This is a genomic window from Rhizobium sp. AN68, from assembly GCF_030758035.1.
In the GTDB taxonomy this organism is placed as follows: domain Bacteria; phylum Pseudomonadota; class Alphaproteobacteria; order Rhizobiales; family Rhizobiaceae; genus Agrobacterium; species Agrobacterium tumefaciens.
Map to the genome: position 1 here is coordinate 585979 of NZ_JARWMI010000002.1, position 19348 is coordinate 605326.

A 19348-nucleotide genomic window follows, 5' to 3' on the forward strand; every position below is an offset into this window, starting at 1 on the left:
CGTGCTCCCGCCTCTATCGGTTTCGTTGCGAATGACTATGACGGATTGATAAATAACGCGCAATATTATGCATAAACGTCATATGCCTATGCAGAATGGTGGCACGTTTCATCCTGACAGCGACAATGAGATTTCTCGTGAAAAACCCTGTTTTCAGTCGATTTTTTGCGAAAGCTGGATTTGTTGCTTCAAGGCGTCGCTGAGCGCCTGCGCCGCGATGGACAGCGGTGCGCCCGAGGCCCGGGCAAGGCCGAACTCCTGGGTTGATTGCGGAATGAAGGGCAGCGCCACGACGGGAAGGTGCCTGTAGAGGTTAGCATAAAAACTGCTGATGATCGTAACGCCCAGACCATGCGCGACATAGGCACATGCGGAACTGTTGGTGTGGGTCTCGATCTTCACCATGGGCTTGACGCCCGCCTTCTTGAAGACCTGCTCGAGCGCCATTCGGTTCGGCCGCTGCCGGCCGATCAGAATGAGCGGAATGTTGCGCAGGTCCTTCACCGTTATCTCGGTAAGCTCGGCTAAAGGGTGATCCTGACGGACCACGCAGACGCTTTTGCCGGTGGCGACGCGCTCGACATCAATGCCCGGTCCAATCTCACCTTCCATGCGCAGGAAACCGAGGTCGATCACCCGCTCGCCAACCAGCCTGTTGATGGCGGTGGTCGTTTCAAAGAAAGTCTCGATGCGCACGCCGGGGAAATCCCTGACATAGTCGATCAGCATGGCGGGCGCGAAGTTCTCCCACATGCTGCTCGGCAGGCCGATGCGGACGATTTCCGGACCGGCAGCACCATTGCGCAGATCTTCGGCGTGGCCGGACATGCGATCGACAGCAAGCAGCACATTTTCCGCGTCACGCGCGAGAAGCGCTGCCTCCGGCGTCGGGATCAGCCGCCCCTTGTCACGGGCAAACAGCGTCAGCGACAGGTCCGCTTCGAGCTGAGCCAGAAGCCGGCTGATACCGGACTGGCTTAGCCCCATGGCCTTGGCGGTGGCGATGGTCGAGCCGGTGGAAAGAAGCGTGCGAAGGACTTCGAGCTGCTTGATATTCATGAGGCCAGCACCATGGGATGAAAAGACGAGCCGGTTTCGGTTCAGACCTTTTGCCGCCGATAGGCCTTCATGTCACCGGTTTTTTTAGCATCGTCATTCGGCCCGGTCGGTCGCCGGTTACAATTCCACGTCGTAGACCCTGTCGTGGGTGGCAACACGGGCCTCTCCTGATGGGGTCACCCAGCCCCGGAACATGCCGGGCGTATTATAGGGTGCGGCAATGCCGCCTTCGGCATCGATGGCGACAAGACCCGCACCGATATCGTAGGGCGCCAGATCCTTGTGGACGAGGTTGCCGGCGGCGGTTTCCAGATCCTGCCCGAGATAGGCGACACGGGACGCGATCTCATGGCCGACGACGTAACGGATGAAAAATTCACCCTTGCCGGTGCCGGAAACGGCGCAGGCGCCGTCGCGTGCATAGGTGCCCGCCCCGATCACCGGGCTGTCACCCACCCGGCCGTCAGGCTTGTTGGTGTAGCCGCCGGTGGATGTCGCGGCTGCGAGATGCCCAGCAGCATCGAGTGCCACGGCACCGACGGTTCCATGTTTTTCGTTTTCCGTCGCTTCCGTACCTGCGGTGGCATGGGCCTTCATGGCCGCCAGCGCCTCGACACGCTTTTGCGTGGTGAAGTAGGATTGAGGCTCCGTGGCAAGCCCCTTCTCCTTCGCAAACCGGTCAGCCGCTTCACCGGTGAGATAGACTGCGCGTTCGTCCTCCATTAGCACCCGGGCCACCTTCACCGGGTTGCGGATGGCGCGGGAGGCGCTGATTGCGCCTGCGGCAAGGGTCTTGCCATCCATGATCGACGCATCGAGTTCGTGAATGCCATTCTCGTTGAGCGCCGCCCCATGGCCTGCGTTGAAATGCGGGCTGTCCTCCATAACGACGACTGCCGCCTCAACCGCTTCCAGCGCAGTTCCGCCAGCCTTGAGCACACCATAACCGGCGCGCAGTGCCGCCGCCAGATCGTGGCGCGCCGCTTCCCATTCCTCCGGAGTCATGCTGTCTTCCGGCATAACCCCGCAACCACCGTGAATGGCCAGTGCGATCTTCGTCATATGCTCACTCCACTGTTGCCCCGCCGCAGGCAGGGCCTCTTACCATCAATGAGAGGCGATATCGCCGATAACACGCACGCGGACCCTGCGAGCGCCGCCAGGCAGATAGGCGATGGGAATATCCTCCACCTCAAGCGTCTTGAGGCTCGCGCGCTCCGCTCCCGAAGCGACCGCTGCGTTCTGCGCTTCGGTCTCGGCTTTCGCAAGGGCCTCGTCGCGGCTCAACCCGGAAAAGACCTGATCCACCTCACCGGACACCTGCGCCATCGCTGCGCCGAGCGCATTGGCAACGCCCGCATTTTCCACACGCAGCACCTCGGATGCGCCCGGCACCTGCTCCGGTATCAGGAATGCGCCGCCGCCGACCGCAACCAGCGGCACGTCTTCGGCTGATGTCTTCATCTGGTCGAAACTGTCGGCCACCATGTCGCGGATACGGCCGAGCGTCGCCTGCACGAATGTCGGATCGAGGCCCTTCACACGATCCCTGTCACCCATCTCGATCAGGCCTGCCGCAACGGCGATATCCGATGCCGTCAGTGTCTCACCGCCGAAAACGCGGGCTTCGGTCAGGATGCGGTACCCAACCGAGCGCGGGCCGATCTTGCCTGTCTGCGGGTCGACAATGGTGCCGCCGCCAAGTGCTACAGGTAGAAGATCGGGCATGCGGAACAGGGTGCGGACCCCGCCAATATGGACGATATTATTTGCCTCACGCGGAAAACCACCGACAAGGCAACCAATATCGGAGGTGGTGCCGCCGACATCCACCACCATGGCATCGGAAAGCCCTGTGAGAAAAGCCGCACCACGCATCGAATTGGTCGGGCCGGAAGCGAAGCTGTGCACGGGGTTTGCGGCAGCCACATCCGCAAGCGCCACGGTGCCGTCATTCTGTGTAAGATAAAACGGCGCCTTTACACCTGCTTCGCGCAGCGCATCCGAAAATGCCTGTACCGTGGTCCTGCCAAGCGTCTGCAAGGCGGCATTCAGAAGTGCGACGTTTTCGCGCTCCAGAAGCCCGATACGGCCCAGCGTATGGGAAAGCGTGATGCGTGCATCGGGGATCACCGAACGGACAATCTCCGCCGCCCTCACCTCGCACTCCGTGGTCAGCGGCGAAAAGGTTGCCGAAATGGCGATCGAGGTAATGCCTGCATCGCGGATTTTCATCGCAGCTTCACGGATTTCATCTGGGATCATCGGCACCAGCGGACTGCCATCGTATTCATGGCCACCATGAACCATGAAGATCAGCGGATCGACGGCCTCGTAGAGATCCTTCGGCCAGTCGCACATGGGCGGCAGTGAAGAACCGGTCGGCAGCGCGATGCGGATGGCCGCAACTCGCTCCAGCCGGGCGCGCTCCACGACAGCATTGGTGAAATGGGTGGTGCCGATCATGACCGCATCGATCGGGCGATCTGCCGCGCCGACATGGCCAGACACGTGAGCGAGGGCCGCCTTCACGCCGGACAGGACATCCTGCGTGGTCGGAACCTTGATCGAGGCAACGATGGCGTCTCCATCGATCAGAACGGCATCCGTATTGGTGCCGCCAACGTCAATACCGATGCGTTTCATGGGAATACCGATCTGAAATCAATGTCATAACCGAAGGCACGCGGGCCAACGGCAGCAATGCCGGCAAGCGTCGTCAAGAGTTCCGGCGCCGGCAGGGCGATAACCGTGACACGCTGGCCATAGCGCACCGATTCCGTGCCGATGGCGCTGCCCGAAACGGTGTCGAGAAGGCAGATCAAATCCGGCGTCATGGCGACCGGCTGGCCGTCGCGGAAGGCGACCGCCCACTCATTCTGGAACGCAAGTTCCATGCGTGAGCCGCGATCGGCGTCGATGCCTTCAATGGTCGTACTGCCGCGCAGAAAACCACCGGTGGTCTCGCGGGCGACATCCACCACCTTGCCGCGGAACAGCTGTTTGCCACCCTCATGGTTGAGAACCGCCTGAACCGGGTCATCATGGCGTGCACGCGCCTCCATCACCGCGCGCCCGAGTTCGGTCGCCTTTGTGACGGTGTAATGAATGCCCCATTCCTTCACTTCCTTGCCGGTGCGCGGCGCCTTGCAGGTGGCGGCGGTAGAGCCGACTTCGGTGCAGACCTTGCGCGAGATGCGCTCCATCCATTTCCACGATGCAGCGCGCGTCACGATCACCTCATTGTCGCGTACATCGACGAGCGACAATGGAAACATCGGCAGATTGCCGATGGCGAATGAGGTCATCTGCGCTTCGGGATAAGCACGTCCCATGGCATCGGCATTGACGACGGGACGGTCGAGCATGGCGGCGGCGAGGAAGGACGATAACGCATTCGAACCGCCGATTTCCACGCTCATGATCGCCCGGAAAGGCTTGCCGAGATAATCCTCCATGACCTCAACCGCGCGGGCAAGATGAACGGGGTCTCCCAGCCGTTCCTGACCAACAAGCGGTGCACCCATCTTGGAGACGACCGCAACCATGTCGTCATCAGCAAGCGCCATGGGGTCCATGACCTTCACCCGTCTGCCTTCGGCATAAAGACGGCGCAGATTGAGCGTCGAGATATAGGGATTGCCTCCACCGCCCGTTCCCAGAATCCAGGCGCCGGTGGCAAGAGGTTCGATATCGTCTTCGGAAAATTCCTGGATCATGCGTCATCCTCGGGCATGCCGCAGCCTTTCCGGCGCAAGCGATGCTCCTTCCCTTTATCGTTCCAAGTCTCATCGGCCCCGCCCTGCGGCAGGACCGCTTTTCATGGGACGGAGATCACTCCGCCTTGCAGTCCCAATGGAAGTTGGAGAAGTTCAGGTCCCAGCTCTGCATGGGAATGAACTCGTAACCCTGAAGGCACTTGTTCGCCGCATAACGGCGGTTCGGCGCAACCGCCCAGACATCCGGTTGAAGATCGGCGATCTTGGTCTGCAGTTCCTTGTAGGTTGCGTTCTGTTCGCTGGTATCGGTCGTGGCACGGACCTTGTCGATCAGCCCGTCGATTTCCGCGTTCTGCAGCCATTCCATCGACATCCATGTGCCTGATGCCTTGGAGTGATACTGGTTGTAGAACATCGCATCCGGAGACGGATAGGTCGGCGAGATATTCACCTGCGTCGACGCAGGCGTCGTTTCAGGCTTGGAGGAAAGCTCGACGATACGGTTCCACGGCTCTGGCTTGATATCGAGCGTAATACCGATTTGCTCGAGGCTGGATTGCAAAAGCAGCGCCACTTCCGCCTCGAAGGCCAGCGAAGCGACATAGCTGTTGACCAGCGTGATTTTCTGGCCGGCATATTTCGACTTCGCCAGTTCTTCCTTCGCCTTTTCCAGATCGTAGACGCCGGGCTGAATATCGCCGTTATGCGCGTCCTTGAAAGCGTCGGATAGCGGCCCCTGCATGTCGAAACCGGGATAGATCACTTCCTGGATCGTCTTGTAATCCGTCGCATAGGCAATGGCGCGACGAACGTGAACGTCGTCGGTCGGGTAAACCTTGGTGTTGAGCTTGATGACGAAACCGCCGGCGGTGCGGGTCTGGATGAGCTTGTAACCCTTCATCCGGCCGATGGATTCATAAGTGTCGTTGCCAAGGCCGTGCGAGGAAAGGCCAAGTTCGCCCTTTTCAGCCAGCGCCTTGACGGTAGCGTCGTCGCTCGTCTGGACGAAGCGTACTTCGTCGATCGGCTTGCCCTTGGTCCAGCCAAGGAAATAGTCCGCATTGCGGACAATGACCATATCGGCAGAACGGTTGTAGCTGACGAGCTTGTATGGGCCGGAACCGGCGGAATGTTCGCCCACATAGGCCTCGCCCCACTTGTCTTCGGGCTTGGCATTGGCTTCGATCAACGTCTTGTTCAACGCCATCATCAGCGGCGTGGAGGCCATGAAGGGCGAAAACTGACGCTCGATCTTCATGACGAGCGTCGCATCATCAGGCGCGCTGACGTTTTCGGGCTTCAGTACGCCGACGATGAGGTTCGACGGCCCCTTGTTGATGCCGAGCAGGCGCTGCACCGACCAGACGAGATCGGCAGCCTTCACCGCCGTGCCATCCTGGAACTTCGCATCGTCGCGCAGATGGAAGGTATAGGTCAGGCCGTCTTCAGAAATATCCCAGGACTTTGCCAGATGCGGCACGATTTCGCCCTTGGCGTTCACCGTGGTCAGGCCGTCATACATGTTCACAATAGCCATGTAGCCGGTATAGTCAGTCACTTTCGCCGGGTCGAGCGAGCTGAATATCTGCATCGTGTTGACCGCGACCGAAACCTTGTCATCCGCAAAAGCAGCGGAAGAAACAAGCGGCAACGCGATTGCCGTGCCGAGCGCAAGCACGGCAAGGCGGGAAGGAAGTCCTGGCATTTTCATTGTCGTTCTCCTCTTTATTGCGGGTCATTTGCCCCGCTTATGGTTAGGCAGCCTTGCCGACCGGGACGGGCAGCGGTGAGAAAGGAATGTCCGGGTAACCGAAAGCCGCCGGTCCAACGACTTCGAGCGCGCGGGCGCTGCGCAGCAGATCGTGGCAGGGGATCGCGACCACGGCCACGCGCTGGCCGTAACGCAGGACTTCGGTGGTGATCGGGTAACCGGTATCGACATCGAGCAAGACGATCAGATCAGGAACGGTCACTTCCACCTTGCCGTCACGGCGGAACAGCAGGAATTCGTTCTGGATCGCCACGCTCGCCGTCTGGCCCGAGCAATCGTCGAAGCCGGAAAGCTCGACATCGCCCACGGCAAAACCGCCGCGCAGATGGCGTTTCAGATCGGTGATCTTGCCGTTGAAGATGCGCCGTCCGCCTTCAAGCGCGCAGACAGCCGCAATCGGGTCTTCCTGCTGCTTGCGGGCACGGATCACCGCCTCGCCGAGCGCGATCGCCTTGGTGTAGGTTTTCGGAATACCATACTGGTGCACGTAGTGGGCCTGCATCGGCGCGGTCGCCAGCATTGCGCCGCCGCCCTGAGAAACGACGCAGGCACGGGCCATGCGCTCGTGCCAGACTTCGGAAACGGCGTGGCTGAAGATCACGGCATTGCCGTGCAGGTCGCACATCACCGATGGCGTCGAACTGTGGCCGTAGATGGAGAAGGTCGTCATCTGCATCTCTGGGAAAGCCCGGCCCATGCCGTCGCAATCGAGGATCGGCAGGCCACCAAGCGCCGCCGTCACCAGCGGGTTCATGGAGTTCGAGCCGCCGATTTCCTCGCAGACGATGGCGTCTACCGGCGTGCGGATCAGCTCTTCCATGGCGCGCAGGCAACGCAGACCCTCACGACCCTCGCGAATGCGCTCCACACCGACAACGGGGGCGCCAATGCCGCCGATGGACATGCAAAGCGCGTCCGGCTCGATGGCGTCTGTCGCAAGGATCTTCATCTCGTAACCGGCCTTCATGGCCTCGAGTGCAAGCAGCTTGCCCAGATAGGGATTGCCGCCGCCGCCGGTGCCGAGAATGCCCGCACCGATTTCCAGCGCGTCGAGATCTTCCCTCGTCAGCGTACGCAATGCCGCTTCGTCATATTTCAGCTTGCGCGTCTCAGCCATGGTTGGCTCCCATTTCTCCAACGACTTTCACATGAATGCGGGTGGCATTGCCGGGCAGATAGGCAAGCGGCATATCCTCGCGCTCGATGACTTCCAGCGTTTCGGCCACTGCACCAGCCGCAATCGCCTTTTCGCGTGCCTCGGCCTCCGCCTCCGCAAGCGCGCTTTCACGCGTGCGCCCCTCGATCAGCGAGAAGACGCGGTCCGTCTCGCCGCTGATCTGCGCGATCGCTGCACCCACGGCATTCGCCACCGCGAAATTCTCGGGGCGGATGACGTCCAGATCGCCGATACGGTCAGGCATGAGAATGGAGCCGCCACCAACGGCTATCACCGGCACCGGTGATGACGAGATGCGGCTGCGCTCCACACAGGACTCGAGCATGTCGTTGATCTTTTTGACTGCGGCATCCACCAGCCGCTTGTCCAGAGTGGAAACCAGAGCCTTCTCGCCCACGTCTGCCTTGCCGGAGGCGACAGCGATATCGGTTGCAGTCAGGGTCGTGCCGCCGAAGCAGAGCGCCTCACGGCGGACGCGGTAACCGACTGATTTCGGGCCAACGGTGAGGCCATGTTCGCCATTGACCACCAGCGAGCCGCCACCGAGACCGATCGAGAACACATCCGGCATGCGGAAATTGGTGCGCACGCCACCAATATCCACCGTCGTGGACGCCTGGCGCGGAAAGCCGTGCGACAGCGAGCCGACATCGGAGGTGGTGCCGCCGACATCCACGACCACGGCATCCTTGAGGCCGGTGAGGAAAGCAGCGCCGCGCATGGAATTCGTCGGGCCGGAGGCGAAGGTGAGCACAGGGAAGCCGCGCACCACATCCGCCGCCATCAGCGTGCCGTCGTTCTGGGTGATGTAGAACGGGCAGGTTATGCCCGCTGCCTTCAGCGCCTCGCCGAAAGCGGCAACGGTGCGGTCCGCAAGCGAAAGAAGGCTGGCATTCATGATCGCAGCACTTTCGCGGGCGAGCAGACCATGCCGTCCGATATCCTTGGACATAACCACCGGCAGGCCGGGGCAGCGCTCCTGCAGGATATCCTTCGCCCGCACTTCCATCGCATCATTGATGCCGCTGAAAACGCAGGTGACGGCCGCGGCCTTCAGGCCCTTTGCGCGGATATCGGCGGCGATGCGGACAATCTCGTCCTCATCGAGGGCTGAGATTTCGCGACCGTCGAATTCATACCCGCCGCGGACCTGATAACCGTGGTTACCAACGATTTCCCGGAGGTCATCCGGCCAGTCGACCATCGGCGGCAGGCCGGCGCCGGACGGCAGGCCGATCCGGATGGCGGCGACCTCGTCCATATGCCGCCGCTCGATCACCGCATTGGTGAAATGCGTGGTGCCGATCATCACGGCACCGATGTGTGCCCTGTCGATGCCCGACGCCTCGATCACCTTTTCAAGGGCTTCGATGACACCGGACGTCACATCTTCGGTGGTGGAGGCTTTCACCCCCGCCAGAACAGTCTTTTCCTGTAACACAACGGCATCGGTATTTGTGCCGCCGACGTCAATTCCAACGCGATACACGTCAGGCTCCTCTTTTATCAATCGGTCGTTTTTACGAGGAAGCGCATACGCTCTTCCTCTGTCACGGTGGGTTTCAGGCGCTCTTCCTCGTCGGTAACGACGGGGATCGCCGCGATAAGGGCGCGGGTGTAGGGATGCTTCGGCTCGGCGAAAACCGCAGACGTCACCCCTTCCTCGACGATGTCGCCACGCAGCATGATGGCGATGCGCGAACAGAAATTGCGCATCAGCGACAGGTCGTGCGAGATCATCAGATAGGTCAGGCCAAGCTCTTCCCGCAGCTGCAGCAGAAGGTCGATAACGGTCTTCTGCACGGAGACATCAAGCGCCGCCGTCGGCTCGTCGAGGATGAGGATCTTCGGTTCAGCCGCGAGTGCACGGGCAATGGCGACACGCTGCTTCTGTCCGCCGGAAAGTTCATGCGGATATTTACCGAGATAGGATTGCGGCAATCGCACCAGCCCCATCAGTTCCTGCATCCGGCGTTCGCGCGCCTCACCGTCCATACCGATGGATTTCAACGGTAGGGTAAGCGTCTGCCTGACCGTACGCTTCGGATTTAGGGAAGTGCCCGGATTTTGATAGACGATCTGCGTCAGCCGCTTGCCACGGCCGGGAGACGGGGCGTCGATGACAAGATTGCCGGAGGTCGGGCGAGAAAGTCCCATGATCATCCGGGCGACCGAGGTTTTTCCAGAACCGGACTCGCCCGCAAGACCGAAAATTTCGCCGTCCTTCAGCGTCAGGTTCACATCGCGCACGGCGTGGTAACCGTTGCGTCTGCCGTAAATCTTGTTCAGGCCCTCAATGGTAACGATCGGCGAGCGTGTGCTCTGCGCCAGATCGGCGACACGCGGACCGTAGAGCGGCGGCACCGCATCCAGCAGCGAACGCGTATAGTCCGCAACGGGAGCGTGCAGGATTTGCGTGCAGGGACCGGTCTCGACGATGTCGCCATGGTGCATAACCACGACCCGATCCGCCACCTTACGTACGACACCGAGATTATGGGTGATCATCAGCAGCGCCATATTTTCTTCGGCAACCAGCTGGTTGATGAGATTGAGAATTTCGTCCTGCGTGGTGACGTCGAGCGCCGTGCCGGGCTCATCCGCGATGAGGAGCTTCGGCTGATGCAGCAACGCAAGCCCGATCAACACGCGCTGGCGCATGCCGCCCGAAAGCTCGGACGGATAGGCATTCATGACCCGCTCGGTATCGCCAAGCTGCACGCGGCGCAGAACCGCTGCGATACGGGTGCGGCGCTCTGTCTTGGACGAGTTGATGCCGTTGCGCTTGTCGGCAAAGCGCATGACATCATCGAGATGCGTGCCGATCTTGAAGACCGGATTGAAGGAAGACAGCGGGTCCTGCATGATCAGCGAAAACGCCGTTCCCTTAAGCGCCTCGCGTTCCCTTCGCGGCATGGCGAGCACATCCCGCCCGTCGATGACAATGGCGCCGGAGGCAATAGTGGCATTCTTCGGCAAAGTGCCGATGATCGCCTTGGCGGTGACCGATTTACCCGATCCGGTTTCGCCGATCAGCGCCACCCGCTCGCCGGCTGAGACTGTGAAGGCGACATCGCGCAGCACTTGGCGCGTGCGACCGTAGTTGGTGAAGGTGACGTTGAGGTTTTCGACTTTGAGAAGCGGTTCAGTCATGGCTTTAGCTTTCCACGTCGAACATGTCACGCAGGCCGTCGCCCAGCAGATTGAAACCCAGCGTCACGTAAAGCACGGCCGCGCCGGGGCAGAGGACTTCCCACCAGAAATCCGGCATGAACTGGCGCCCATCGGCAACCATCGAGCCGAGATCGGGAGTTGGCGGCTTGACGCCGAAACCGAGGAAACTCAGCGTCGCACCAAAGAGGATGACGAATGCCGCATCCAGCGTCGTCTTGACTGATATGACCGAGACGCAATTGGGCAGAATTTCGCGAAAGAGAATGTGCAGCGGACCCGCACCTGCAAGACGTGCCGCTTCGATGTAGTCCTCGGATGCGATGGATTTTGACACCGAATAGATCAGCCGCGCATGCCAGGTCCACCATAGAAGCGTGATCGCGATCATGGCGTTCATCAAGGTGGGTTCCAGCAGGTTGGAGACCGCCAGCGCCATGACGAGGGGCGGCATGGCCAGCATCACATTCGTCAGGCCGCTGATGATTTTCTCGGTCCAGCCGCCGAAATAACCGGCGACCAGGCCAAGCACGGTGCCGACCGGGACCGAGATGCCGAGCACGCCGATGACGAGAAGAAGCGAGACCCTAAGCCCGAAGACAGTGCGGGAAAAGATGTCGCGTCCGGCCTTGTCGGTTCCGAACCAGTGCTCCAGATCCGGCGGCATGTGGCGGGCACGGAAATCGACGACCGCGCCGATATGTTTGGGATAGGGTGTAAGCCAGGGCGCAAAGATCGCCAGAACCAGCACCGACAACAGGATCAGCGAACCGATGACCGCTGCCGGATTGCGGCTGAAGCGGTACCACATCATGTAACCGGCGCTTAAGCCCCGATCGGTGGGTTCGAGCATTTTCATATCAGCCATCAGCGAGCCTCCTTGCGGCGCAGGCGCGGGTCGATGATCGAGATCAGGACATCAACGATCAGGTTCGCAACGATGAAGAACAGGCCGGCCACCAGCACCACGGCAGTCACGGCATTGAGGTCTTTCTGAAGGATGGCGTTCAGCCCGTAGGACGCGAATCCGCCCCAGGCGAAGACCATTTCGATCACGAAGGCATTGCCGATCAGCGAGGCGAATTCGAGCCCCATGATCGTCAGCGGCGCGATGGAGGAAAGCTTCAGCAGATAACGGAAGATGATGACCCGCTCCGGCACGCCGAAGCTTTGCAGGGTGAGCACGTGATCCTTGCGCTGGTTCTCGATCATCGAGGAACGCGTGATGCGGGTGATCTGGCCGATACCGGCCATGGAGAGCGCGAAGGCCGGCAGCGCAAGGTGCTTCAGCGCATCCAGCACCACATCGAACCGTCCGGCAAGCGTACCGTCGATCAGTATGAAGCCCGTCGGGCCACCCTGCCAGCCAAGTGAGTGATCGATCCTACCGATGATCGGCCACCCGGAGAGAAAGCGAGCGGCCAGCAGTTGCAGCGTGATGGCAAACAGAAAGCTCGGGATCGTCACGCCGGTGAGCGAGAGGATACGGCCGATATGGTCGAGCGGACGGTCGCGGTAATGCGCCGTGATGACGCCGAGCGGGATGGCGACGGCAAACATGAAGATGACTGAGACCAGAACCAGTTCGACGGTCGCAGGAACGGTCTGGGCCAGATCGGTGGTGACGGGGCGCTGGGAAACCAGCGAGAAGCCCAGGTCACCGTGCAGGGCGTTGCCGATATAGTCGAGGTATTGGGCGGCGAGCGGCTTATCGAGACCCATCTCGCCGCGCAGCGCATCAACTTGTTCCTGTGTTGCCGCAGGGCCGAGCGCCATGCGGGCGGGATCACCCGGCACCACACGGGCTAGAGCAAAAATCATGATGGACAGGGCGATCATGACCAGTACGAAAGCGCCGAGCCTGTTCAAAATCGCGACCAGCGGATGTTGCTGCATCGGTGGACCGTTCCTTGTGCATCAGTTTCCTGAGCACAAGTTTTCACCACATGTCCTTTTGAACAATCTCAGAAAGGTATAGTTTTTTGATAAATGAGTATAGGTTTTTGAATTCAGATCTCCTATCCCTGTCTGAATGACGCTTCTGCCGCGCACCACACTCTGCCGCCGTATCGCCAGCGAAACCGCAGGCGTGATCTTTCTGCGCGCGCCGGCGGGCGCCGGGAAAAGCGTTCTTATGGACTTGCTGGCACAAGAGCTGGGGACCGAGGTATGCCGGACGCACCAGCCCAGAAGTGATGAGGCGGCGAAAGGCTGGCTGCTATGGGATGTGCCGGTCTTCGCACGCGCGGTCCGCATGCCCGCCCCTATTCTGGAAACCGTGCGTTTCGTGGTCATCGCCTGCCGTCCGGATCAACGTATCAGCGGGCTGGCGCGGCAAATATTGCATCGTGGTTCGCTGACGATCGGAGCAAATGAACTGGCCTTTGGCCAAGATGAGACCGCGGGCCTTCCAACAGAACAGAAGCGTCTGGCGCTCGATGATTATGCGGGGTGGCCGGCCTTTCTGTCTCTCGCTCGCCTCGCCGACGAAAAACTATGCGTCGACTATCTGCGGGAAAATTATCTGCCGCATCTGTCACCGGCCCAGACGGTCGCGCTTTCGCTCTGGCTGGAAAATCCCTCGGCAGAACCCGACGCTGAATGGGCAGAACTTCTGCCGCCCTTCCTGATCGCAAACCCGGAAAAACACGACACACTGATAAGGCTTCTGACCGTGGCAGCGGGAGAACGTCTCGCCACATTACAGGCTGGCAGGGCAGTGGTAGAGGTCGCTTCCGCATTCGAGAAGGAAGGGCGGGCGCTTGCGGCAATGGCCATGTTGCTTGACCGCGGTTATGAGACCCACGCCGCGCAAATCCTAGAACGCGCCCATGGGCGCGAACTGATCTACCGAAGCAGCGTCGACAGGTTTCGCGAGATCATCATGCGGTTTTCGCAGGACATGATCGCGGCGAATGAAACAGTCCTCTTCGCCGTCACCCGCGCATTGCTGAAACAGGGCGAATTGCAACGCGTGCGCCATCTGCTTGGCAAGAGCCTGGGTTCGGATTATCTCGATCCACTCAAGGTGCTTGCCCGCGGTTCGCGTTTTTCCTTTGCCGCCCGCACCTTCCGGCTGAACCTGATGATTGCCGAGGACCTGACCCCCAATGACGCTGTGATAACGCGCCTCGGGGAATTCATGGCCGATTACCCCATGGACGATCACGGCAAATGGGCCGCCTATTACAATGCGCTGCTGGAATTCGAAATCCGCCGCCGTAATTTTCGCGAGGCCGAGGCCGCTGCCGCCCGCGCGCTTATCTATCTGCGCAAGATGGGCGGGCAGCCGCTGCTCGAATTCTTCATCCATCTGCACCAGATCGTCCTGCGACTGATGAGCGGTGATGTGCTCTTGGCCCGTCGCGCGGCACAGGATGCGCGCACGAGGTTGGAACAGGTGCCACACGACGCCGCGCAGGAGTTCCGAATGCTGCGGCTGGCGGAAGCCTGCCTTGCCTATGAGGCGGGAAAACCGCGCGACCTGTTGCACTTCGTCGAGCATGAATTCGACCACTTCGCCGCCGCCGAGATATGGCCGAGCCTGATGCAGTTTGCCCTGCATTATGCCTCGCAGGTGCTGATCGATCATTTTCCGATGACCGTTCGTCCGGGCTTTCTCGACGGCCTGTGGATTCACCTTTCGGAAGGGCTGCAATTCCATGCGATGATGGAGATTAGAACGGCCATCGCTTACCAGAACGCCAACCGCTGGGCGGATGCGGCAGCGACGCTATCGGCAATTCGCATGCCGATGGGTCGCAACTGGGTGGAGAGCGCGAATGAGGACCTTGCCCGGCTCACGCGGCGCGACGAAATCGCCTATGTGATGGCCTGGCTCCGCGACGCAGTACATCTTTTCACGCCGCGCGCCTATCTCGCCCGGCAGATGGATGCAATGATCGCCAACCCCAAGGTCACCAACCGCGAAAAGGTCGCGCTCAGAATATGGCAGAGCTATGCCGCACACCAGCGTCGTGACAGTGCCGGCGCCCGCGCCCATATCCTCAACGCACTTGAATCGGCGACGCGCCTTGGCTGCAACGGCGTCCTGTCGGAGGAGCGCATATTCCTGTCGCCGCTTCTGAACAATCGCCGTATCCGCGGTTTCATCGAAACCTCTTCCGATGTCCGGAGCGCGCTGTCGATTTTCGCCGCCTCGGTCAACTCGCCGCAGGCACGCGCCCTGCATGGCGGGCTTTCACAGCGGGAAGCACAGATGCTGCAATTGCTGGCCAGCGGCATGTCTAACAAGAAGATCGCGCAGACCCTCAACATCTCGGAAGTGACGGTAAAATTCCATCTCGGAAACCTGTTCCGCAAGCTGGATTGCAAACGCCGCGCGGAAGCGATCCGCGCAGCGAAAGCGCTGGGCTGGCTTTGATCTCAAGTCGTGACTGCCGATCGGAAAAGCCCGCTCCCTGTCGCAAACCTATTCCTCCCGGAAGGCGCGGTTGATCTGGTCTGTCAGCGGCTTGGCGATATAGGACAGCGCTGTGCGCTCGCTGGTCTGGATGAACGCCTCGGCAGGCATGCCCGGCATCAGCGGCGCAGTGTTCAGCTTTTCCCGCTCGGCAACCGGTATGGAAATCCGCGCCAGATAATAGGAGAGGCCGGTCCTCTGGTCGGTGGTGATATCGGCGGCGATGCGACTGACATGGCCTTCCAGTTCCGGCGTGACGCGCTGGTTGAACGCGGTCATCCGCAGCATCGCTTTTTGCCCTACCTGCAACTGGTCTATATCCTTCGGCACGATCTGCACCTCGAGTGCCAGTTCGTCCCCATCAGGCACGATGAGCATGATCGGGTCGGCCGGCGTCACCACGCCGCCCACGGTATGCACCGCCATTTCATGCACCATGCCGGATTGCGGCGCGATGATATCGATGCGCTTCAGCTCGTCCTCCGCAGCGACCTTCCGCTCGACATATTCACCCGTCTGCGCCTGTATCTCGCGCAGTTCCCGGCCCACTTCGGTGCGCAGTTCCTGATCGATCTGCAGGATCTGCAGTTTCGTTTCGGTGATCCTGCCCGCCGTCTGCGCCTGATAGGCGATTTTTTCGCCACGCTCACCGCCAAATGTCGCGGCCTGGGTCTGCAGGCTGTTCAGCCGCTGCACGGACACGATGCCCTGCTCCCGTAAGGACTTCTGCGAGGTTATCTCAGCCTGCAAAACCGCAAGTCCGTTGTCGTAGGCGACTTCCTGTGCCCTCAATCCTTCGATTTCATGTTCGAACTGGGTGATACGCTCCACAAGCTGCGCCTTGCGCCCCTCACGATAGGATTTGCGGAATTCGAACAGCCTGGTTTCGCTGCGCATGGCGGAAGCGACATCGGGATCGTCCTTGCGCGCCACCAGAGCATGTGGAAAAACGAGTTCCGGCAGATCGTCCCGTTCGGCCTCCAGCCTTGCCATGCGCGCGCTCAGCTCATCCAGCCGCTTGGTCACTATGGCGAGATTAGCGCGGGTCTGGGTGGCGTCGAGACGCATGACGACGTCGCCGGCCTTTACCCTGCCACCTTCGCTCACCAGAATTTCACCGACGACGCCACCTTTGGGGTGCTGTACCTTCTTGGTATAGGAATCGACCACAAGATGACCGGACGCGACGACCGCGCCAGCAAGATTTGTCGTCGCTGCCCATCCGCCGACGCCGGCCAGCAGTGCTACACTTGCGGCTAGACCGGCAAGAAGATGTTTGCGGATGGAGCGGGACACCTGCGTGCGCTGATCAATTTTTGACATCCGTATCTCCTTCCTGCCTGTTCTCTTCGCCACTCTCTTGCAGCGCCACCGTCTTAGGTTGGGTATTCGCGACGACACGCAACGGTGAAACCGTGTGCGCGGATGCGGTGAAACCTTTCGCCGCTTGAGCATTCGGAGTGCGCAGCACTTTCGAGAGAACCTCGTCGCGCGGACCGAAGGCCTTCATCCGCCCCTCCTCCATCATCAGAATGAAATCGACGGCACCGATCGCGCTCGGCCGATGCGCGACGACGATGGCGATACCGTTGCGCGCCTTGACCGACGCGATCGCCCTGACGACGGCGGCCTCGCCCTCTGCATCGAGATTGGCATTCGGCTCGTCCAGCACGACGATGAAGGGATCGCCATAAAGCGCACGCGCGAGACCGATACGCTGGCGTTGTCCTGCCGAAAGCGCCGAACCGGCCTCACCTATATCGCTGTCATAACCCTTTTCGAAGCGCAGGATCAGTTCGTGCGCACCGGCGGCTTTCGCAGCGGCAATGATTGCGTCGGGATCGGGATTGTCCTCGAAACGGGAAATGTTTTCGCCGATCGTGCCGTCGAAAAGCTCCACGCCCTGCGGCAAATAACCGATATGGCGGCCGAGGGCTTCGCGATCCCATTGATCGAAGCTCGCACCATCAAGCCGCACCTTACCGGCGGCGGGCATCCAGGCTCCGGTGAGAATGCGCGAAAGGGTGGATTTTCCCGAGCCGGACGGGCCGATGACACCGAGCGCATTCCCGGCGGTCATGACGAAACCAAGGCCCGCGACGGTCGGTTTTCTCTCTCCCGGCGGAATGATGGTGACGTTTTCGACTTTCAATTCTCTCTCAGGCTTCGGCAGTGCTATTGCGGTCGCCGTTACCGGCATCTGCGCAAAAAGCTCCCTTAGCCGCGCCCAGCTCTGGCGGGCGGCAACGAAGGACTTCCAGTTGGATATGGCAAGATCGACGGGCGCCAAAGCCCGACCCATCATGATCGAACTGGCGATCATCACGCCGCCTGAGGCCTCCTGCTGAATGACTAGCCATGCGCCGACCGCCAAAATGGCCGATTGCAGCACGATCCGCAGGGATTTTGCGATATTGCCGAGGCCGCCGGCCACGTCGCCCGCCTTGCGGTTGGCGGCGAGATAAGCCTCGTTGGAGATTTGCCAGCGTTTGCCAAGTCGGCCGCCGAGCCCCATGGCCTGCACGACTTCGGCGTTGCGGCGCGAGGCTTCCAGCTGCCGGTTGCGCGCCATGTTTTCGACCATGGTGTCGCGGATCGGCTTCTGAGAGAACATATTGGTCAAGATGGTCAGGGATATAAGCAGAACGGCACCGGCAAGAGCCGTCACGCCGATCCAGAAATGGAACAGAAAACATATGCCAAGGTAGAGCGGCATCCAAGGCAGATCGAAAAAGGCGGTGGGCCCCGTGCCGGACAGAAAACCGCGCACGTTGTCGAGATCGCGCAGCGGCTGCAGGCCGTCCCCCGGCATACGGTTGACGAGCGGCAGGCGCACCACCGCATCATGCACCTTGCCGGAATAGCGCATGTCGAAGTCCTCGCCGATACGGATCAGGACCCGGGCGCGGATGATGTCGAGCAGGCACTGGAAGCCATAGAGGCCGAGCGCAAGAATGGCGATCCCGACCAGTGTCGGCAGACTGCCGCTGGCCAGCACCCGGTCGTAAACCTGAAGCATGAACAGGGGCGACGTCAGCGCCAGGATGTTGACCACACCGCTGACGAGCGCCACACCGAAAAACGTGCTTTTAAGGGGCGAAACAACCGCCGCAGTGAGGGACTGCGGCGGTGTCTGCTGGTGGTTTTGAAAGCCCACAGCCTGATTTTCCTTTAAGCGGCAAGCGCCGATGCGCTGGCGAAAATGAAGTCCGATGCGTCGAGTACGCTGGAATCTACACCAACGAGAGTGATGCTGTCGCCGCCAAAGATGTTTTCAATAACTGCGTCTCCGTTTGCATTGCTGCCCACAATGACGTCATCGATGCTTCCGGCGCCCCAAGCGGAAATATCCAGTTTGTCGGTACCGTCCTGATAACCGTATGTTCCGGTCGGGCCAGCCTGTACAACATCACTGCCGCCAGAGAAAACGAACGTATCATTACCAGCAAAACCCGTAAGGGTGTTGGAGGAAGCAGTGTCTTCGATCACAGTGCCGGTAGCCGCGAAGTAGTCATAGAAGCCAGCCAGCGAGCCAAAACGGGCAAGCTGGTAAACGGCGAGATCGAGAAGATCGCGCGCGCCTGCGAGCGAGTAGGAGCCGTCGGGATCGATCAGCAGTTCCTGCTGGCTGACGGCGATGCCGCTGGTGGACTGGCTGTAGCCGGTGCCGAGAACGATGCTGTCGACCGAACCTGTTAGGTTGCCCTGGGAGTATTGCAGGGCACCGCTCATGACAATGCCCTTGCCACCGTTGCTGCCATCGCCCCACGCCTCATAGGTCGTGTTCGGATCGATAGTGGTGGTGGCGAGAGAGCTGGTCTGAGCGTCGTAGAACGCACCATAGGTCGAACCGAAACCGCTCGTCCAGCCGTTGAGGTAACCGATCAAGTCGGAGGAAGACTGCGTCAGTTGAATTGTGGTAGCCATAGGTGTACTCCTTTGCTGGCCAATAGGGATACCTTTGTCATGTGACGAAGGCGTTTCATCTCCGGGATGGGCTGCAACCCCAGCCCGGAGAATTTCTTCCG

Annotated in this window: 14 protein-coding genes; 1 reads left to right on the forward strand and 13 read right to left on the reverse strand. The window is 60.5% G+C overall.

What is annotated here, in order from left to right:
• Nucleotides 1-153 precede the first annotated feature (153 nt).
• From RBH71_RS06090 to RBH71_RS06135, 10 genes are all read right to left on the reverse strand, one after another.
• The gene (locus tag RBH71_RS06090; RefSeq protein ID WP_003511007.1) at nt 154-1059 is read right to left on the reverse strand and encodes a LysR family transcriptional regulator; all 906 of its coding nucleotides are present in this window, start codon (nt 1057-1059) and stop codon (nt 154-156) included.
• Between the two features lie 117 nt (nt 1060-1176).
• Nucleotides 1177-2121: an isoaspartyl peptidase/L-asparaginase family protein gene (locus tag RBH71_RS06095; RefSeq protein ID WP_111789765.1), complete on the reverse strand. Its 945-nt coding sequence runs from the start codon at nt 2119-2121 to the stop codon at nt 1177-1179.
• Between the two features lie 45 nt (nt 2122-2166).
• Nucleotides 2167-3705 carry a hydantoinase/oxoprolinase family protein gene (locus tag RBH71_RS06100; protein ID WP_323687205.1) on the reverse strand — a complete coding sequence of 513 codons (1539 nt, stop codon included), beginning with the start codon at nt 3703-3705 and terminating at the stop codon, nt 2167-2169.
• A complete protein-coding gene (locus RBH71_RS06105) occupies nt 3702-4778 on the reverse strand; it encodes a DUF917 domain-containing protein (RefSeq protein ID WP_111802610.1) in 1077 nt (358 codons plus the stop codon). Before RBH71_RS06105 ends, RBH71_RS06100 begins: the two co-directional genes overlap by 4 nt.
• 115 nt (nt 4779-4893) lie before the next feature.
• Entirely contained in the window at nt 4894-6489 is a 1596-nt protein-coding gene (locus RBH71_RS06110) for an ABC transporter substrate-binding protein (RefSeq protein WP_162634442.1), read from the reverse strand.
• A 43-nt stretch (nt 6490-6532) separates the two neighbouring features.
• The gene (locus RBH71_RS06115; RefSeq protein ID WP_013761623.1) at nt 6533-7666 is read right to left on the reverse strand and encodes a DUF917 domain-containing protein; all 1134 of its coding nucleotides are present in this window, start codon (nt 7664-7666) and stop codon (nt 6533-6535) included.
• A complete protein-coding gene (locus tag RBH71_RS06120) occupies nt 7659-9215 on the reverse strand; it encodes a hydantoinase/oxoprolinase N-terminal domain-containing protein (protein ID WP_026330690.1) in 1557 nt (518 codons plus the stop codon). Before RBH71_RS06120 ends, RBH71_RS06115 begins: the two co-directional genes overlap by 8 nt.
• A gap of 17 nt (nt 9216-9232) precedes the next feature.
• Entirely contained in the window at nt 9233-10879 is a 1647-nt protein-coding gene (locus RBH71_RS06125) for an ATP-binding cassette domain-containing protein (RefSeq protein WP_111801127.1), read from the reverse strand.
• A 4-nt stretch (nt 10880-10883) separates the two neighbouring features.
• The gene (locus RBH71_RS06130; protein WP_019564714.1) at nt 10884-11765 is read right to left on the reverse strand and encodes an ABC transporter permease; all 882 of its coding nucleotides are present in this window, start codon (nt 11763-11765) and stop codon (nt 10884-10886) included.
• Nucleotides 11765-12793 carry an ABC transporter permease gene (locus tag RBH71_RS06135; protein ID WP_003511023.1) on the reverse strand — a complete coding sequence of 343 codons (1029 nt, stop codon included), beginning with the start codon at nt 12791-12793 and terminating at the stop codon, nt 11765-11767. Before RBH71_RS06135 ends, RBH71_RS06130 begins: the two co-directional genes overlap by 1 nt.
• Before the next feature lie 136 nt (nt 12794-12929).
• Between RBH71_RS06135 and RBH71_RS06140 the strand changes: the two genes are divergently transcribed.
• The gene (locus tag RBH71_RS06140) at nt 12930-15281 is read left to right on the forward strand and encodes a helix-turn-helix transcriptional regulator (RefSeq protein WP_162632754.1); all 2352 of its coding nucleotides are present in this window, start codon (nt 12930-12932) and stop codon (nt 15279-15281) included.
• 48 nt (nt 15282-15329) lie between these two features.
• On the opposite strand, the gene RBH71_RS06145 is transcribed toward RBH71_RS06140, so the two are convergent.
• Genes RBH71_RS06145 through RBH71_RS06155 form a run of 3 tightly spaced genes read right to left on the reverse strand, consistent with a single transcriptional unit; the run spans nt 15330 to nt 19247 of the window.
• A complete protein-coding gene (locus RBH71_RS06145) occupies nt 15330-16643 on the reverse strand; it encodes an HlyD family type I secretion periplasmic adaptor subunit (RefSeq protein WP_111802612.1) in 1314 nt (437 codons plus the stop codon).
• Nucleotides 16630-18477 (reverse strand): type I secretion system permease/ATPase, encoded by a 1848-nt coding sequence (locus tag RBH71_RS06150; RefSeq protein WP_111802613.1) that lies wholly within the window; start codon nt 18475-18477, stop codon nt 16630-16632. The genes RBH71_RS06145 and RBH71_RS06150 overlap by 14 nt, the downstream gene beginning before the upstream one ends.
• A gap of 14 nt (nt 18478-18491) precedes the next feature.
• Nucleotides 18492-19247 (reverse strand): hypothetical protein, encoded by a 756-nt coding sequence (locus tag RBH71_RS06155; protein ID WP_013761630.1) that lies wholly within the window; start codon nt 19245-19247, stop codon nt 18492-18494.
• Nucleotides 19248-19348: the final 101 nt, after the last annotated feature.

Coding starts and splice junctions, on each gene's coding strand:
- RBH71_RS06090 (WP_003511007.1), bottom strand. CDS start 1,059: ATGAATATCAAGCAGCTCGAAGTCCTTCGCACGCTTCTTTCCACCGGC.
- RBH71_RS06095 (WP_111789765.1), bottom strand. CDS start 2,121: ATGACGAAGATCGCACTGGCCATTCACGGTGGTTGCGGGGTTATGCCG.
- RBH71_RS06100 (WP_323687205.1), bottom strand. CDS start 3,705: ATGAAACGCATCGGTATTGACGTTGGCGGCACCAATACGGATGCCGTT.
- RBH71_RS06105 (WP_111802610.1), bottom strand. CDS start 4,778: ATGATCCAGGAATTTTCCGAAGACGATATCGAACCTCTTGCCACCGGC.
- RBH71_RS06110 (WP_162634442.1), bottom strand. CDS start 6,489: ATGAAAATGCCAGGACTTCCTTCCCGCCTTGCCGTGCTTGCGCTCGGC.
- RBH71_RS06115 (WP_013761623.1), bottom strand. CDS start 7,666: ATGGCTGAGACGCGCAAGCTGAAATATGACGAAGCGGCATTGCGTACG.
- RBH71_RS06125 (WP_111801127.1), bottom strand. CDS start 10,879: ATGACTGAACCGCTTCTCAAAGTCGAAAACCTCAACGTCACCTTCACC.
- RBH71_RS06130 (WP_019564714.1), bottom strand. CDS start 11,765: ATGGCTGATATGAAAATGCTCGAACCCACCGATCGGGGCTTAAGCGCC.
- RBH71_RS06135 (WP_003511023.1), bottom strand. CDS start 12,793: ATGCAGCAACATCCGCTGGTCGCGATTTTGAACAGGCTCGGCGCTTTC.
- RBH71_RS06140 (WP_162632754.1), top strand. CDS start 12,930: ATGACGCTTCTGCCGCGCACCACACTCTGCCGCCGTATCGCCAGCGAA.
- RBH71_RS06145 (WP_111802612.1), bottom strand. CDS start 16,643: ATGTCAAAAATTGATCAGCGCACGCAGGTGTCCCGCTCCATCCGCAAA.
- RBH71_RS06155 (WP_013761630.1), bottom strand. CDS start 19,247: ATGGCTACCACAATTCAACTGACGCAGTCTTCCTCCGACTTGATCGGT.